The sequence below is a fragment of the Sporosarcina gallistercoris genome (assembly GCF_050459885.1).
In the GTDB taxonomy this organism is placed as follows: Bacteria; Bacillota; Bacilli; order Bacillales_A; family Planococcaceae; genus Sporosarcina; species Sporosarcina gallistercoris_A.
Window position 1 is genome coordinate 124,100 of sequence record NZ_JBCMNO010000018.1, and the last position, 16,696, is coordinate 140,795.

18 protein-coding genes are annotated in these 16,696 nt (G+C 43.9%); all 18 read right to left on the reverse strand.

Going from position 1 to position 16,696, the window contains the following annotated elements:
- Positions 1-4 precede the first annotated feature (4 nt).
- The gene (locus ABE021_RS11265) at positions 5-1,021 is read right to left on the reverse strand and encodes a rod shape-determining protein (RefSeq protein WP_430288778.1); all 1,017 of its coding nucleotides are present in this window, start codon (positions 1,019-1,021) and stop codon (positions 5-7) included.
- A gap of 90 nt (positions 1,022-1,111) precedes the next feature.
- The gene (gene radC, locus ABE021_RS11270) at positions 1,112-1,810 is read right to left on the reverse strand and encodes a RadC family protein (protein ID WP_430288779.1); all 699 of its coding nucleotides are present in this window, start codon (positions 1,808-1,810) and stop codon (positions 1,112-1,114) included.
- Positions 1,810-2,412 (reverse strand): Maf family protein, encoded by a 603-nt coding sequence (locus ABE021_RS11275; RefSeq protein WP_430288780.1) that lies wholly within the window; start codon positions 2,410-2,412, stop codon positions 1,810-1,812. The genes radC and ABE021_RS11275 overlap by 1 nt, the downstream gene beginning before the upstream one ends.
- A gap of 96 nt (positions 2,413-2,508) precedes the next feature.
- Positions 2,509-3,180 carry a hypothetical protein gene (locus ABE021_RS11280; protein WP_430288781.1) on the reverse strand — a complete coding sequence of 224 codons (672 nt, stop codon included), beginning with the start codon at positions 3,178-3,180 and terminating at the stop codon, positions 2,509-2,511.
- A gap of 88 nt (positions 3,181-3,268) precedes the next feature.
- Complete coding sequence (locus ABE021_RS11285) at positions 3,269-4,024, reverse strand: prepilin peptidase (RefSeq protein WP_430288782.1); 756 nt, start codon at positions 4,022-4,024, stop codon at positions 3,269-3,271.
- Complete coding sequence (locus ABE021_RS11290; RefSeq protein ID WP_430288783.1) at positions 4,021-4,719, reverse strand: hypothetical protein; 699 nt, start codon at positions 4,717-4,719, stop codon at positions 4,021-4,023. The genes ABE021_RS11285 and ABE021_RS11290 overlap by 4 nt, the downstream gene beginning before the upstream one ends.
- Positions 4,703-5,401 (reverse strand): hypothetical protein, encoded by a 699-nt coding sequence (locus ABE021_RS11295; protein ID WP_430288785.1) that lies wholly within the window; start codon positions 5,399-5,401, stop codon positions 4,703-4,705. The genes ABE021_RS11290 and ABE021_RS11295 overlap by 17 nt, the downstream gene beginning before the upstream one ends.
- The gene (gene pilM / locus ABE021_RS11300) at positions 5,385-6,362 is read right to left on the reverse strand and encodes a type IV pilus biogenesis protein PilM (RefSeq protein WP_430288786.1); all 978 of its coding nucleotides are present in this window, start codon (positions 6,360-6,362) and stop codon (positions 5,385-5,387) included. The genes ABE021_RS11295 and pilM overlap by 17 nt, the downstream gene beginning before the upstream one ends.
- A gap of 70 nt (positions 6,363-6,432) precedes the next feature.
- Positions 6,433-6,885, reverse strand: a complete 453-nt coding sequence (locus tag ABE021_RS11305) for a prepilin-type N-terminal cleavage/methylation domain-containing protein (protein ID WP_430288787.1) — start codon at positions 6,883-6,885, stop codon at positions 6,433-6,435.
- Positions 6,886-7,006: 121 nt separating this feature from the next.
- A complete protein-coding gene (locus ABE021_RS11310; protein WP_430288789.1) occupies positions 7,007-8,218 on the reverse strand; it encodes a type II secretion system F family protein in 1,212 nt (403 codons plus the stop codon).
- A gap of 2 nt (positions 8,219-8,220) precedes the next feature.
- Complete coding sequence (locus ABE021_RS11315; RefSeq protein WP_430288937.1) at positions 8,221-9,258, reverse strand: type IV pilus twitching motility protein PilT; 1,038 nt, start codon at positions 9,256-9,258, stop codon at positions 8,221-8,223.
- Between the two features lie 15 nt (positions 9,259-9,273).
- Positions 9,274-10,929: a GspE/PulE family protein gene (locus tag ABE021_RS11320; RefSeq protein WP_430288790.1), complete on the reverse strand. Its 1,656-nt coding sequence runs from the start codon at positions 10,927-10,929 to the stop codon at positions 9,274-9,276.
- Between the two features lie 25 nt (positions 10,930-10,954).
- Positions 10,955-12,379: a G5 domain-containing protein gene (locus ABE021_RS11325; protein WP_430288791.1), complete on the reverse strand. Its 1,425-nt coding sequence runs from the start codon at positions 12,377-12,379 to the stop codon at positions 10,955-10,957.
- 35 nt (positions 12,380-12,414) lie between these two features.
- Positions 12,415-12,663 (reverse strand): hypothetical protein, encoded by a 249-nt coding sequence (locus ABE021_RS11330; protein WP_430288792.1) that lies wholly within the window; start codon positions 12,661-12,663, stop codon positions 12,415-12,417.
- The gene (locus tag ABE021_RS11335; RefSeq protein ID WP_430288793.1) at positions 12,660-13,940 is read right to left on the reverse strand and encodes a hypothetical protein; all 1,281 of its coding nucleotides are present in this window, start codon (positions 13,938-13,940) and stop codon (positions 12,660-12,662) included. The genes ABE021_RS11330 and ABE021_RS11335 overlap by 4 nt, the downstream gene beginning before the upstream one ends.
- A gap of 11 nt (positions 13,941-13,951) precedes the next feature.
- A complete protein-coding gene (locus ABE021_RS11340; RefSeq protein ID WP_430288794.1) occupies positions 13,952-14,380 on the reverse strand; it encodes a prepilin-type N-terminal cleavage/methylation domain-containing protein in 429 nt (142 codons plus the stop codon).
- Positions 14,381-14,399: 19 nt separating this feature from the next.
- Positions 14,400-14,831: a PulJ/GspJ family protein gene (locus ABE021_RS11345; RefSeq protein WP_430288795.1), complete on the reverse strand. Its 432-nt coding sequence runs from the start codon at positions 14,829-14,831 to the stop codon at positions 14,400-14,402.
- 132 nt (positions 14,832-14,963) lie between these two features.
- Positions 14,964-16,694 (reverse strand): diguanylate cyclase, encoded by a 1,731-nt coding sequence (locus ABE021_RS11350; protein WP_430288796.1) that lies wholly within the window; start codon positions 16,692-16,694, stop codon positions 14,964-14,966.
- Between the last annotated feature and the right edge of the window lie 2 nt (positions 16,695-16,696).

Consider the following 16,696-nt stretch of genomic DNA (forward strand, 5'->3'; position numbering starts at 1 on the left):
TCAATTATTTCGCTTGCATTTTTTTAATCACGTCAAAGTTGTCAAGTGCTTTACCTGTTCCGATTGCCACACAATCCAAAGGATCTTCTGCGATAAATACTGGCATATTCGTTTCATCAGAAATCACTTTGTCCAAGTTGCGTAAAAGTGCACCACCGCCAGTTAAGACGATACCGCGTTCCATTACATCAGCTGACAATTCCGGCGGTGTTGTTTCCAACGTCTTTTTCACACCGTCGACAATTTGCAGCAACGATTCACGAAGCGCTTCGACAATTTCGTCCTGAGAGATTTCGAGTGTTTTCGGCAGACCTGTCAACAAGTCCCGTCCACGGATTTCCATCTTCTCAGATGTCTCCAGTACACTAGCAGAACCGATTTCAATTTTAACCGCTTCAGCTGTACGCTCACCGATTGTCAAGTTGTATGTTTTACGGATATAGCTGATAATCGCTGCGTCCATAGTATCCCCACCGACACGAATCGACTCACTAGTTACGATTCCTCCTAAAGAAATAACCGCAACTTCAGTCGTACCGCCACCGATGTCGACAACCATACTACCAGTAGGTTCCCACACAGGTAGGTTCGCACCAATTGCTGCTGCAAACGGTTCTTCAATCGTGAAGGCATCTTTTGCGCCAGCTTGACGAGCCGCGTCAATGACTGCACGCTGTTCAACAGAAGTAATTCCATAAGGCACGCAAACCATTACATTCGGTTTCTTCCATGAACCGCCTGCCGCTTTTGTCGCTTCTTTCATATAGTGCTCAATCATTGCCGTAGTGATATCAAAGTCAGCAATAACTCCGTCTTTCATCGGGCGTGTTGCAACGATCGATCCTGGCGTACGGCCGATCATATTTTTCGCAGCACTACCTACAGCTACGATTTCATTTGTAATCGTATTTTTTGCAACTACGGAAGGTTCCCGCAGAACAATTCCTTTTCCTTTGATGAAAACCAACGTATTGGCGGTGCCGAGGTCAATCCCGACATCTCTCGCTCCTAGTCCAAACAAATTCGTTCTTCCTTTCTGCAGTACCGTTTTTATGAGGCTTCTTAAAAGCATACACCATAGTATAACGGAAAGGCGAACAAATTCACAGTGTCACATGTATCCCTTTTCTTTAAGCGAGATAAAGCGCTGGTCTCCGATGATAATATGATCCAAAAGATCGATTCCCATCAGCTCCCCCGCTTCAGCGAGCCGTTTCGTCACTTCGATGTCTTCCGGTGAAGGGGTTGCATTTCCTGAAGGATGATTATGAGCGACGACTAAAGACGCAGCCGAGCGTTTAACCGCTTCTCTGAAAATCTCCCGCGGATGGACAATGGACGAATTCAGGCTGCCTATGAAAATCGTCTGCTTATGCAGCACTTCGTTTTTCACATTCAGGAACAGGACGACAAAGTGTTCTTGTGTCAACTTTGACATATCCGTCATCAAATAGGCAGCGGCGTCTTCCGGTGATTTGATGGTATACCGGCCGTCTTGCGCAACTGAATAGATTCGTTTGCCAAGTTCAGCCGCAGCCATGATCTGCACCGCTTTCGCATCTCCCACACCTTTGACGGAAGTCAGCTCTTCGATTGTGACATCTCTTAAATCCTGGATCTTATCAAACTCGGATAATAGCTTATTCGCAAGAACCAGGACAGATTCTTCACGTGAGCCCGTCCGAAGCAGAATCGCAACAAGCTCCTGATTGGACAAACTGGATGCACCTTGGCGTGTCATGCGCTCGCGCGGTCTGTCTGAGAAATGGATATCCCGTATCATTAACGTATCTTTATAATCCGTCAGCATCAGAGATCGTCCCCTTTCAACCAGATCAGACCACTCGAACGCATAGCATCCGCCAGTTCTGCAATAGGAAGTCCGACGACGTTATCGTAATCACCAGTAATCTCCGAGACAAGCAATCCGCCTGCTGTTTGAATGCCATAGCCGCCTGCTTTGTCCAACGGATCACCTGTTGCTGCGTATGCATGAATAAGTGCGTGATCTAATTTTCTGAATGTCACTTCAGTTGTGGATGTGAAATTGGTGACCGCGCTGTCTTTTATAAGCGTGACGCCGGTTATGACACTGTGAGTCCGTCCCGATAGCTCTCGAAGGAATTCCTCTGCTTGAGCAGCCGACTTCGGCTTCGGGAACACCTTTCCGTCTAACGCGACCACCGTGTCGGCTCCTATAACCAGAGTCCCCGGGTGGTCTTCGTATATAGCGGACGCTTTAATGGACGCCAGAGCTTGTGCATAAGTTTCCGGCTTTTCACCATTTTCTATCGGACGCTCAACGGCATTGCTGGCGTGCACTATAAACGGTACTCCCAATCTCCCAAGCAACTCTTTTCTCCGTGGCGAAGCTGAAGCTAAAATAATGGTTTCATTCGTTTCAAAAAACATACGTAAACTCCCCCTTTGCCACATCATACGACAATGTGATCCGGAAGAAAATTGTGTGGAAAACTGCAAAATAAGGATTTGGCACCTTTTCAACGATCAAAAATCAAGTTTGACACACTCACCCGTCTCTGAATAGTGGGCTAACACATGCATTTTGATGATATTCAGATCGTCTGTAAATGCAGTGATCGCAGCTATATTACTCGCAAATGCATCTTTTTTCCCTTTGCCGACGGTCTGTTTCCGTGAAGTGACCAAATCCTGAATTTCGGAAATTTGCGAAGCACCGAGCACACTCCTCAATAATTCGCCTTCTCCACTGTCGCAGACGAGCGGAGAAACGGTCACTTGTTTACGGAATACCCCTTCCTCACCAGCGGGGTCTGCATCTTTTTCAGAAAGTCCAAGTGCACTCCATACATAGAACTGACCATCAGCATGGACAGCTGCAGCTTTCGGCAAGTTTTCATCCGCTATGAAAGTCGTTGCGGATGTCTTGGACGAAAATACCCCATGCTGTTTCGCATACATGGCAATGGGTGCGCCAGCAGCGGCTTTTTCAGGCTTCGTTTCCTCTTTCTTTCCACTCGTTTGACCGGTTGCCGGACCGCTTGCCGGCACATTTACGTTAGGTGATGCAGCACTTTCAGGTTTCTCTGTTTTCAATAGGATGAATCCGACAATTGCAACTGCCGCAATCCCTAATAACACGCCTTGTCCGAGCGCCAGCATAATTGTCAGTTTCGAATACTTTTTCTTGAAGTTCATAACAATCCCCCCAGTTTCATTAACCGTATCAAAGCGGACATGAAAAAGAACAAGACTCGTGTCGTCTTGTTCTGGAAAATTGTTCGACTTAAGTAAACAGCGTCAGATACCATCCGACAAGGGTGTCGCCGCAGAAGTAGCTGATGACCGCTGCCACAGCGATGGAAGGCCCGAATGGGACGGGTGTTTTACGCCCTTGCTTTGTTTTGCGCAAGTAAAGAATCCCGACAAGCGAGCCGATGAATGCCGCTAAAAACAACGTCAGCAATGTCAGTTGAGTGCCTAGAACAAGTCCGATGACGAAAAACAGCTTGATGTCACCGCCGCCCATGCCGCCTTTCGACACGATCGCGATCAGTAAGAGCACTAAGAAACCGACTGCTGCTCCTAAAAGACTATCCCACCACGGGGAGAGCGGACTAAAAAAGCGCAACAGGGCAATTGCCATTCCAAATGGCAACAAGACCTTATTTGGAATCAGCATATACATAATATCTGAAACCGTAATGATGACGAGCATGGAAACAAAAAGCAGTGCCACTGCAAGTTCTAGTGAAAAGCCCAGATAATAGAATGACAGGGCGAATAAAGCTCCCGTGTTGAGTTCCATTAAAGGGTATACGATACTGATTTTCGTTCCGCATCCACGACATTTCCCCCGTAGAAACACGAATGAGATTACAGGAATCAAGTCAATTGCAGTCAGACGACGATCGCAAATTGTACAATGAGAAGGCGGCGAGACGATCGATTCTTTTTTTGGAACACGTAACCCGACGACATTAAAAAACGATCCGAATACTAGTCCGTAAACGAAGAAAAAGCTTGTCCAGACAGCCGTCATTCCTCTTCACCTGCACGAGTTGTCGGATCTTCTTTCCCAGCAGGCATCGGGGCATCCAGTCTAGGTAGTTCCGGTACGAGCTCCTGGAGGTCGGGGCGGTAGAACGCTTGGAATGACACCATCAGTTCAAGCGGCTCTTTTTCAGCACTTGCTTCCCGGATTTCTTCGGGTGTACCGAGTTCGATGGATTGTACTACAAAAATACGCTCCGTTGCTTCCACTTCACGGATGAATCGATCCATCTGATCATAAGAAGATGCTGTCAACCCGACTTCGACGGTCAAGCGTTTTAGAGCAAGTTCGGGATCTTCCGTACCAGGTTCTACTGATTCACCCGCTTCAATAGGTGCCTCACTTAGTTCATCCTGAGCCAACGTCACATTCGTTATCAATGCCTCCGACTTCACCTCGGCTTTTTCAAGTTGAAGGAGCAACAGGTCCTCGAGTGGTAGGACAGGAACTTTCCGTTGCAATGGACGGGAACTATTCGACTGTTCAACCGGCTGGGACGCCACTTGCCTCTGTAACTCAAAGAGCACTTCCCGCTGGTCCGCGAGTGAAGTGATGACTCTCGTATTCTCTTCCCTTGCAGGCGCATAGAGCTGAAACCAGCTGTAACTGACGAGCACTGCGAAAAAGAGGACGGCAAGAATGAGAAGAACGATGTCTTTCTGACGTTTAGTTAGACTCCGCATCGGACCCCTCCTCTTCCGGAACAGTAGATTCATTGCTATCAGCATCATTTGCTGGTGGTTCAGTAGTTTCGTTGTTTTCAACAGTTTCTTCAGGAAGCGGAGGAGCCGCCCCATCGATCACTTGGCGTCCATCTGTAAAGAAAATGGTATACGTCGCTAGATAACGAGGTAACCAGTTGCTCACGACACCCTCTTCCTGATCGATTTCTTCGGCTTCGATCGATTCGATCGATGCAGTCTCCACTAAGTCAGATGACATTATGCGAGTTAAGTAGTAAGCTGCTTCCGTCTTATCATCAAACTGGATTTCAACTGTCGCTTGATGAGGTGCCGCAAATGCAAGCGAACGGAAAAAACCGCGTCGCGGAAGTTGTGCGACAAGGTCTTCAAGCAACGGAGCCGTTTCATAGCGATAGTCTTCCACCCATTTCACACTTGCAGCAAGCTGATCATGAGATTGGGCAGTATCCGAGCGATCCAATTGGCCGGACAGCTCAGATTGAGTCTCTTGAAGTTTCACCAATTGGTTGTCCAAACGCTCCGTATCCGAGGTCATACTCCGTGTAAGAAAAAAGAAAATGAGCCAGAAAAGAAGCGCCGCGCCGATAAACGCAAGCGCAGCGTAGAGGAGGCCGGAGCGCTCCTTCTCCTTTTCCGGCAATAGGTTAATGTCGACTAGCATGGTGCACCTCTTTCAGCGCCAATCCGATCGTCCGATTGAACGACGCAGGGACTATCCCGCCATCTGTAAATGAAAGCGGCTCGGGCAACAGCGGGCCTGCCACCACATTCAGACGTTCGGATACTTGACTCAGCAGCTCGTCTATTTCCGCATACTCACCATTAAAGAGGAGATGCGTAATCGTCGCACTGCCGTTCCACATATTATAGCGATAAAAATTCACGAGCTTTTCAAGCTCCTGGACAATCGCACGAGGAGACAATCCATTGGATACTGTCGATAATTCAGTCGCCGACACATCGAGTTCCGTGGCATTCTCCAAATCGACAGGACGCATGAATTGCGGATAGTGTTGATGGAAAATCGAGACGACGAGTTTTCCTGCGGTAAGATCAGCTAAAAGAACATGCTCGTCCCCCGTGAACTGATGTTTTTCATGCGCCAACCGATAAAGTGCGAGCGGTGCAATGTCCGCGACGGCAGGTACCAATTTCGCTTCTGTTAACGCGGTCTCATATCCAGTGAGCACACTTTCCTTGGAAGCGATCAAAATCGCTTCACGAGTTTCTTCATTCGGCAAGTAGGGCACCACGTCAAAAACCGGATCATCGAACGGCAAATAGATCGACGACCCGATTTCTATGAAAAAGTGCCCTTTGAGTTCATCTTCCATGACGTCTTCCGGATATGGCACTTTCCGGATCATGACATATGTATCGGGCGCAAGGAACTGGACACTGCGTTTCGCAATGCCCCATTCCTTCGCAAGCCCGTCGAGCACAGTCGCCAAACCAGCTGTATCCACCACACGACCGTCATGGACGGTGTTGGGCGGAAGTGGTATTTCCACCGCCTCTTCCACGGTTAATGGATCTCCCGCTTTCAGCTTTACGTAGCGCACGGCGTCTTCTTCAATTGTAAGTGAGATGGGCCGCTTTGGGCGGGAGAATGGGAATGGCATGGGTTGGCTCCTTAGTGAATGATTAATGATTAATGATTAATAATGAAAATAAATCAGTTACTATTTGATATTATGAATTAGGGACTTTAACATCGTTACCACTTAATGTGATTTGTTCACTTGTTGCTTTAGTAAAAGTTACACTTACATTTTTAGAAGTACCCGTGCCTGAAATTTTTAAAGCTTTGTTAGTGCCTTCTTTATAAACCTTTGCACTTGTGTCTTTATTAAAAGAAGCAGTATCTTCTAAAAACCCTTCTTCTACGAGCTTTACCAGAGTTACACTAACAACACCTGCATTTCCGTCATTCCCCGTATTACCTTCCGCAAAATATATGTTTGCTGCCGATAATACAGTTTGAGCGTCTGCTTTAACAGCTTTAATTCTACTATTCTCAATAATACTTCCAATTGAGGGTATAGCAATCGCCGCAATAATACCCAAAATCACAATAACTGCGAGTAGCTCGACGAGTGTCAGACCTTTTTCATTTTTCAACTTCTTCTGTAAAAATTTCTTCATTTCTTATTCCTCCTTAGTGTACGTGCTTTTGTTCCTGTTGTCAGTATACCAAAAGTTCTGGTCGAGAGGAACTATTATTCTACTAATTTATAAAATTTTAATGGACTTTAAGTTTTACTTGTTACAAATTATCTATCTCGTTAAATAGACTGAACATCGGCAGTAAAATTGCGAGGACAATAGTCCCAACTAATCCTGCTAACAGCACAATCATAATCGGCTCGATAAGTGCTTTCAGTCTTTCTGTCGACGCATCGACTTCGCTTTCGTAGAAATCCGCAACTTTCGCAAGCATGGCATCCAAAGATCCAGTTTGCTCTCCGATTGCAATCATATGAGGAATGAGCGGTGGAAACGCCCAATGCCCTTCCATCGGCTCGGTAAGAGACCCTCCCCGCTCCAATGATTCGCGTGACTTTACAAGCACTTTCCGCACGACTTCATTTTCGATCACTTTTTCTGTCATTGAAATTGATTGCAAAATCGGAACTGAACTCGAGAACAAAGAACTAAGCGTTCGAGTTAACGTTGCCAGTAAAGATTTTTTCACAATATCCCCGAATATCGGCAGACGAAGTAAAATCGTATCGAGCATCATTTTTCCAGCAGGATTATTTCGGATGAGATAAAACCCGATTGCAATCGCTGCGACGGTCATGACAATTACATACCAATAGGACAGAGCAAAATCACTTGCACTCATGACAAAGCGTGTCAGCATCGGTAATTCTCCACCTACACTGGCGAACAAATCCACGAACATCGGCACGACAAAGGTCAGTAAGAAAATGACAACTCCGACTGCTACAATTCCAACGACTACTGGATAGGATAGTGCAGACAACACTTTTTGTCGGGTCTTATACGCTTTTTCATAGTGGATCGCGAGCCTGTCCAGTGCATCATCCAGTGTGCCTGACAACTCACCGGCTTTGATCATATTCACGACGAGTGGTTCGAACGCTTTCGGGTGCTTTGCAAATGAATCCGACAACGCTCCACCAGTTCGTAAATCTTCATTCACTTCTGTCAAAATCTTTTTGAACTGTTTTCCTTCCACTTGGAGTGCCAAAATCCGAATTGCCTCGACGATGGTTACTCCAGCACGGAGCAATGTTGAAAACTGACGCAAAAACATGATGAAATGCTGGCGTTTTACTGGTTTTCCAATTTGTATTTCTTTTGTAAGCGTTGTTTCTGCTTGCTCCGTTAAGTTTTTCACACGAATCCCGTCGCGTTTCAACTTCAACGCCGCTTCTCTTTTGTTGTCCGCCACTACAATTCCTGATCTGACAGACTTTGCATCTCGTCCATCGTATTTAAAACGAGCCACGATTAAGATTCCTCCTGCAAGTATGGTTCAGCGATATCATAACTGATCACTCCGCCATCCAATAACTCTTTAACAGACGTACTCATCATATGCATCCCCGCAGCTCGATTCGTTTGAATAACATTCGGGATCTGATGAACTTTTTCTGAACGGATCAAGTTTGCGATTGCGGCATTTTTAATCATTAGCTCAGTCGCAGCTCGTCTACCCGATAGATCCCTAGTAGGTAACAACCTTTGAGATAAAACCGCAGTCAACACACCAGCGAGCTGGACACGGATTTGAGCTTGTTGGCCATGAGGGAACACATCGATAATCCGGTCAATCGTCGATGCAGCGCTCCAAGTATGAAGCGTAGCAAGTACTAGATGCCCGGTTTCTGCAGCTGTAATCGCAGTTGAAATCGTCTCCAAATCCCGCATCTCACCAACAAGAATGACGTCTGGATCTTGACGTAACGCAGCACGCAGACCATCTGCGAATGAATCCGTGTCAAAACCGACTTCCCGTTGGTCGATGATACTTGAACCGTGACTATGCATATACTCGATCGGGTCTTCTAGCGTCAAAATGTGCTTCCTTGAGGTTTGATTCAAATAGTCAATCATCGAAGCTAACGTTGTAGACTTACCGGATCCCGTCGGTCCAGTCACAAGGATAAGTCCTTGCTTTGTGTCCGCCAGAGATTTTAAAATGCCCGGCATTTGCAGAGACTCAATTGTCGGAATATCCGTTGGAATCGTACGAAACGCAAGAGACGTCACACCGCGCTGTTGAAATGCATTGACACGGAAACGTGCAACATTGGGTAGCTCATATGAATAGTCAATCTGCCCTTGTTCCTTAAATTCAGTGAATAATTTATCAGGGATTGTCGCTTCCGCAACCCCCATCGTAAATTGTTCATCTATCGGTTCACTCCCGAAACGTTTCAAATCTCCGTTAATCCGAAAGACAGGTGGAGAATCTATCGTCATGTGAATGTCAGAAGCATGACGTTCAACCGCTTTCGTCAGTAACTCATCGATCTGTTGTTTCATCATGATATCCCCTCCTTATTCAGGCAAAGCAACGCGAAGCACTTCTTCCGTCGTTGTCAATCCTTCCTTCACTTTATTCAGCCCATCATCGATCAAAAAGATCGTTCCACTGTTCACTGCGGCTTCGCGCATTCTAGCCGGAGTCGCGTTGCTGTTGATCAATTCCCGCATCGCCTCGTCGATCAGCAGCACTTCGTGAATGGCAACACGACCTCGATAACCAGTCATATTACACGAGGCACACCCGGACCCTCGGTTGATTTCCCCTATGGTTATGCCGCGTTTCGCAAAAATTTCCTGTTCCCGTGTCGATGCCGGCATCCTTTTCCCGCAGTCCCTGCACACCTTTCGAATGAGGCGTTGCGCCACTACTGCGTTGAGAGATGCTGTGACAAGAAACGGTTCCACACCCATATCGAGCAACCTGGTGATGGAAGCGACAGAATCATTTGTATGAATGGTACTGAGTACTAAATGTCCAGTCAGAGAAGCACGAATGGCAATCTCAACCGTATCCCGATCACGGATTTCGCCGACCATGACAATATCAGGATCTTGGCGCAGGATCGACCGCAGACCTGTCGCAAAGGTCAGCCCTACGTTTTGATTGACCTGGATTTGGTTGACACCTGAAAGCTGATACTCGACTGGGTCTTCAACGGTAATGATATTGACTTCTTCGCTATTCAATTTGTTCAGTGCCGCATATAGCGTCGATGACTTCCCAGATCCCGTCGGACCCGATATGAGTACGATGCCATTCGGCCGATTGATTTCCGCTAAAAACCGTTCCAAATTCAACGCATTGAATCCGAGTTTCTTCAAATCACTCAATGAACTGCTCAAATCCAAAATCCGCATGACAATCTTTTCTCCGAAAATAGTAGGTAACGTCGATACCCGCAAATCGATTGGACGGAAATCGATCGTTGTCTTAATACGCCCGTCTTGGGGCAGACGCTGTTCAGTAATATCCAAGTTAGCAAGAATCTTGATGCGAGCGGTCAACATGCCTTGCATATGCTTAGGCAGAACACGCTCTGTCTTCAACATGCCGTCTAACCGGTAGCGGATGACGAGCTCATTTTCCTGCGGATCCAAATGGATATCACTCGCTTTTTGAGTGACCGCAGACACCATCAACTGATTCACCAAGCGGACAATCGGAGAATCGAGATCGGTCAGTTCTTCTTGCTGCTTCGTTTCTTCAGGCTGATCAATGAAAATATCTTCGAACGATTCATCTTCGTAATACTTGGAAATCGTCCGGAGAATGTCGTCTTTAGAAGCGATCGCCGTTTCGATATGGAAACCGGTTGATAAACGCAGATCTTCTATTGTCAAATAGTCCATCGGATCGCTCATCGCAACGAACAACCGATCGCCGTCCGCTTTCAACGGAACCAGTAAATTACGCTTCGCAAAGTCCTTATGTACGATATTGAACAATTTCGGATCAAACGGATACCTGAACAAATTGATATGAGGAATCCCGAGTTGGAATTCCAATACTTCGATGAGTTGTTGTTCTGTAATATATCCCCGCCCAAGCAAGGCATCGCCAAGCCGTTGGTCCCGAGGCTTTTCCGCTAATGCCATGTCGAGCTGAACATCTGTAATCAGTCCGGACTCGACGAGTAAATCCCCTAACCGTTTTCGTGGTACCGCCATTGAAACTCCCCCTCCAAACCAGGTGTTACTCGATCAAATTACCGCCTTTATCGTACAGATATCCTTCTTCTCCAGGTTTTGCCATTGGCTTTCCGTCATCAGGATCTGCAGAATCACCAGGCTTGCCAGATGGTTTACCGTTTCCTGAAGGCTTCTCTTCAGTAGAAGAATCACCACTTGAATCCGGCTTGGTATTTGGATCATTTCCTGTACTCGCATTGCCGTTGTCCTGTGAGGAACCGGAATTATTTACCTCCCCATTGTCTTGGGAAGAATCAGCTCCAGGCTCAGTCGTACCTCCCGTGTCTGCTTCGATTAACGGCAGCTGTTCCACACGGGAAACCGGAGGATAAAAATCTTCCGATACAGGTTCGGTTGTCAAAAGAGTGCCGTCTTCAAAGATTTCACGCTGCACAATCACTTCGAATCCATCTCTGCCCGACTCTGCAACACGGACTTGTCCTCGTGAGAGATCTTCACTATATTGAACGACTGTTTTCGGATCGAATGTATTCGTATCCGCCACGTATGGCTTGTATTCATGACGAAGAGGCATCCCTTCGATGGAAATGTTCAGGGATCCACTTTCCCATTTTGCATGCATTGTATAAGAAGTGTAATTCGGATTCGTCATGACATAATCGAGCCCAAGCTGCGTATTAATGGCCGCTTCGAATCCGGGTTCCACCCCTTGCGTGAGTTCTCTTCGGATTGAACGTTCTTCAATCCAGAAGTTCGTCTGTAACGAAGCACGATAAAGGGTGGACGCAAGAATCGTGAGTTCTTCTACATCCAATAAGCCTGGCTGCGTGTTTTCAATGAATTCAAGTAATGAAAAAGGGGTTTTCGGCTCCAGTTCACTACCATCCAACTTACTGATCAACTCGAGCATCGGAGCGGTCAAACCGTCAATTTTAATGGAAGCAGACGCAATTTCAGTAATTGGCTGCGTCGATTCGAGAAAATCTGTTAAAATTATGGATTGTGGCATGATTCCTGATTCCAATTTCTCACTAATTCCGCTGGCGATCGATTGGAGTTCCGATTCATTGATTGTAAGCATCGGTAACTGCTGCTGCAACAACGTGCTAAGCCCATCTTCAGATACCGTCGCAATCAGTGAATTCTCCGCTTCGGATTTAGCTTGTTCAATCGTTGCGGTAGGGTTATATTCGACTAACTCTACAGGCAACGGAATCGTTGCATCTTGGTAGAGTAAATCCGCCTGCAGTTTATCTTGCATCCCTAACAATTCGGACGTCAGCTTCACTTCAGCTTCTTGATCCGTCTGTTTCGAAAGGTTAAACGGCCCTGCGTATGTATGGTCACCAAACCGTTTGCCGAATAAGAGGTTTTCCGCAAAAAACGCCCCCGCCGTGGCAATTCCAAAAAACAGTAAAGAAGCGCCCATGATGCTTAGAAAATAAGTGATGACTGTTCGATTACCCACGTACTGGACGCCTCCCCTCAGAATTATTGTTTCGTTCAATCATGCGATTTCGCTTCCTGCTGCTTCACAAGCAAAACTGCTGTCGCGAAGGATAAGCCTAGGATTACTAGCAATGCATACCAGATTGACATTGTCTGTGAAACTAGCATTGCCAGGAATGCAGTGGATGATCCTAGGAGGATGAACTGAATCACGATTGCTGGCAAACGGTTGGATCTAATAAGCAGGGATATGATTACATAGAATAACAGCGAAATTATGAGCAAGAGTAGATAAGGTATCATGTTGAACCTCCGACAGATTGTTGATAGGTGACGTCAATAGATGGTGATTGCCATTTTTCTTTAGATACATCACTCGAGTTGAAAATTTTACATTTTTCCAATACTTCACTAGCACTTTTTAATTTTGCTATATTTTTTTGGTTTCCATTTAAACTTTTGTAAGTTAATTTATTCCAATAATATAACATGCTATCTTTATCAATACTCAAAGTTTTCCCAACCGAGAGAGATCCAGCAATACAAACTTTACTCTCTTCAATATCAAGATGCCCCTTAATCGTTGCGTCCCCATTGACTACCAGTTGGGACTCTTCAAATTCTATATTACTATCTATATCTATTTTTCCATTTACCACCATAAGTGTATCTTCCACATCATTCATATTTTTAGCACTAAAGGACCCATTAATATACAAGTGTGAATCTTCAAGATCATTCATATTTTTCACATGAAAGGGCCCATTTGAAAAGATAGTCGATTCATCTATTTTAACGTTCCCTTGTTTCTCATTCATATATCCCTTTGGGAAAAAGATTGTAGACTCCTCTATATCTTTAATGTAGAAATTGTTTCCAGCTGTACATTTTTTACCTTTTATTTTGCTTTCGAGGCATGGAGAATTAGGTTCATTTCCGGGATAAAGATTGTTAATATTAATAACACTGTTACCAGCACCTTGGGATGGCAATTCAGAAGTATTTTTAGGATCAAAAGTTATGGTTTTAAATTCCTGAGTAAAATTTAAACGTTTCACAATTTCTGCATTTCGGTAAGTTCCTCGAACTGTACCAGTGACTTTAACAGAAGTTCCCTCTGAAGCTTTTTCAACTTTCAAGTTCTCAGGAAAAAAAGTATAATCTTGATATATACCAAACTTGTCTAATGTACCATTTACCTTTTGTATACCATTCTTCATTTTAGTAAGCAGCAAATCATTTATTGATTTTTGTACTAAAACATAATCGACAGCCACAGCCTTTCCATTATTACTATTTCCAGAAGAATTGCCTTTGTTTTTTTGGGCTTCAATTAACCGGTTTGCTTCAACTTCCAATTCAGGAATGTTATCATAATAGATATTAGAAAAATAATTTTTATAGTAATCCATTCCAGTTTCGGCACTGATTACTGTTAAATGATTTTTGTCTACAGCCTGCTCTTGTTTCGCATTACTAATAGAACCTCTTAGGAAGACTGCTGTTAAGATCGTGATGAAAACAATAAGAAGTAAGACCAATAACAACGCATATCCAGTTTCATTTCTTACTCCCCTCACAATATCCACTCCTAACGTTCACTTTTAAATCTAGTAATAATCGTCGGTATTTCAACTATCATTTTGTTATCAACTGTTTTTACATAGAAACCTTCTAGATTCAAGTCTTCTTGCTTGGGTTCTATAACTTCATTCATATCCGGCCCATATAAGAGTTTTTCACTTTCTATCTCTAAATATTTTGATTTAGTCACGCAATCAATTAATTCAATACTGTTTTTATTTATTATTATTTGATAGCATATCCGCTTCCTATGCTCCTGTTGTATTTTTGTAATTACTGTATTAGCTTCTTGCTGCAATTGTAATTTGGTAGTCTCGACAACATTGTGTCTCATGCTTACGCTCATGGATGTCCATATTATTCCAGTTACAAGAGAAATTAAAACTAAGACAGCAAGTAACTCAACGAGTGATAGTCCTGACTCATTTTTCTTCAAACCCATGCTCCCCTTTTAGTTACTTTACCTGGATATAACCAAAAGACTCACTAATTATCCGGTCATTTTTTAATACATAAACTTGGATTCTATGTAGCCTAACCACTCCAGATTTCAATGTCTCTCCTAATTTCGGACCTTCATCTGGTGTTTTTTTAATTTTAATTATAGTAACTGTCTTACTATCCCTTCTCTCTGTCCACCAATCTCCATCACTTATAAATCGGTTATCGGACAAATCGGCTATTTTCCATTTAACTTTTCTATATTCCTCCAAAACAACCCGAGCTTCATTCATTGTCTCCAACTTCGTCTCGGTCCGGTTATTAAATAGTGTCATTTGAGGGAAAATCGTCATGAACGCAACAAAAACTATGCCTAATATCACAAGTGAGGCGAGAATTTCAACTAAAGTCAGTCCAGACTCTTCAGTGGTTTTACATTTAATCACTTATCTCACACCTCAATTCGTTCCTTTTGCCTATCTCTAGCATAACGGAGTGTTCCTCTGAGTTCAATAGAGTTCTTTTCTTAATTGTTACAAAAAAAGACTGCAAACGCAGTCTTTTGATGTGAATCCATTTTATATAGTCTCCATGGGTTTTGCCAATTCTCCTTCATACACCCCAATACGGTTCCTTCCTGCCTGCTTCCCCCCAATATAGAGGGCCCGATCTGCATTTCTCAACAAACTACTTTCTAAATTGGTATCCTCCGGAATAGCGGACACACCCAGACTTACAGTCAGGTTAACAACTACTGACCCAACGTCTTGAGATAGGTCGGGAGTAATCTCAAAGCTATAGTGTTCCACTTCTTGTCGTATCCGTTCGGCAATGATGACCGCTTCCTGTTTTGTATAATCAGGAAGAAGCAGAACAAATTCTTCGCCTCCATAGCGGGCTAATGTACGGTCATCCGTATCATATTTTTTAAGAATTTGAGCAAATGTACATAAAATGTCATTACCGCTTTGGTGCCCGTAAGTATCATTGATAGATTTGAAGTGATCAATATCCAAAATGATGGCAGCTAGATTAGAAATTTCTTTCTTACTGATACGGTTTGCTTCCTCCTGAAGTTTGGTAGTCAAATACCTGAAATTGTGAAGTTTCGTTAAACCACAGATTTCCCCTTTTTTAATCGTACGTTCATAATGGACCGCTTTTAAAACCGCAGCTTCAAAATACCCGGTAAGCAAATCGACCATTTTCTTATCCAATTCTTCAAAAAAGTGCTTTCTAAAAGAAGTCATCACAAGATATCCTTCTATTTGTCCAGCTCGGTTTATCGGAGCGATCATGACACTTTCAACTGCTTGACTAAATTGGAATTGCTTCAATTCAGTAAGTTCTTTTGATTTTGCATAAGTTTTTATTTGGCTTATAGGGAGTTCGCTTATGATCTTCGTTTCAAAGTTAAAAAATTGCGGGGTCCTGGTTAATGAACCCGCTTCAACACTAGATAGAAGAACTAAAAATTCACCTTTTCTCAAGTCCAACAAGTATGCTTGATCGTAATTCACGACATTTCTAATTTTCTCTATGAATATATCCAATACTTCGAGGGTGCGAAGACTATCTGTTAACTGATGACCGATTTCTACGGCCGAAGAAATTTTTTTGTTCAAACTTTCTGAGGAGAAATACATTTTGAATATAAGAAGCATAAGCAAAAAAGGCACGCCTAGCAATATGACAGATTGGATACCTAGTTTGTTCGCTAACAAACTATAGGAAATCGCTAGAGGAAGAACAACGAGGGTTGTTACAAAATCCCAAAGAGCCACGGTAAAGAAACCTTCTGTACCCGCTTTTTCAAATTTTAGGAACAGGTAGATGACAATGTTATTAAGAATACTGTAGGATAATGCGTAAATTAAGCCCGTCCAAACAAGTTGCCAAGGATTCGCGATTGCGTTAACCACTCCTCCTGAATAGAAGAACATGATTGCGCTTCCTATTGAAACGATCGCAAACATTAAGGAATTCGTTAAGAACCGGTATGCTGCCGGCAGAGGAGATTTCGTTGAAATTTGAAGCACGATAATAGCCGCCTGCATGAAAAGCATCTCGGTAAGTAGTCCATGCTGAAAAAAGATGGTGAAGATTATCCATCTTTCAAGCGCGATATAATCCCCTAATATTTTTAATGGAAAAGCCATTGTCAAACATAAGATAATAAAATTTATCAAAACAAATAAACTTTTGCTATCTTGAGATGGAAAATTGAAGTAAATGTAATAGAAAGAGACCGGAACCACTGCCAGCCACATTAATAACACAATCCATTGCTTTTGTGGTGTGATATTCACTC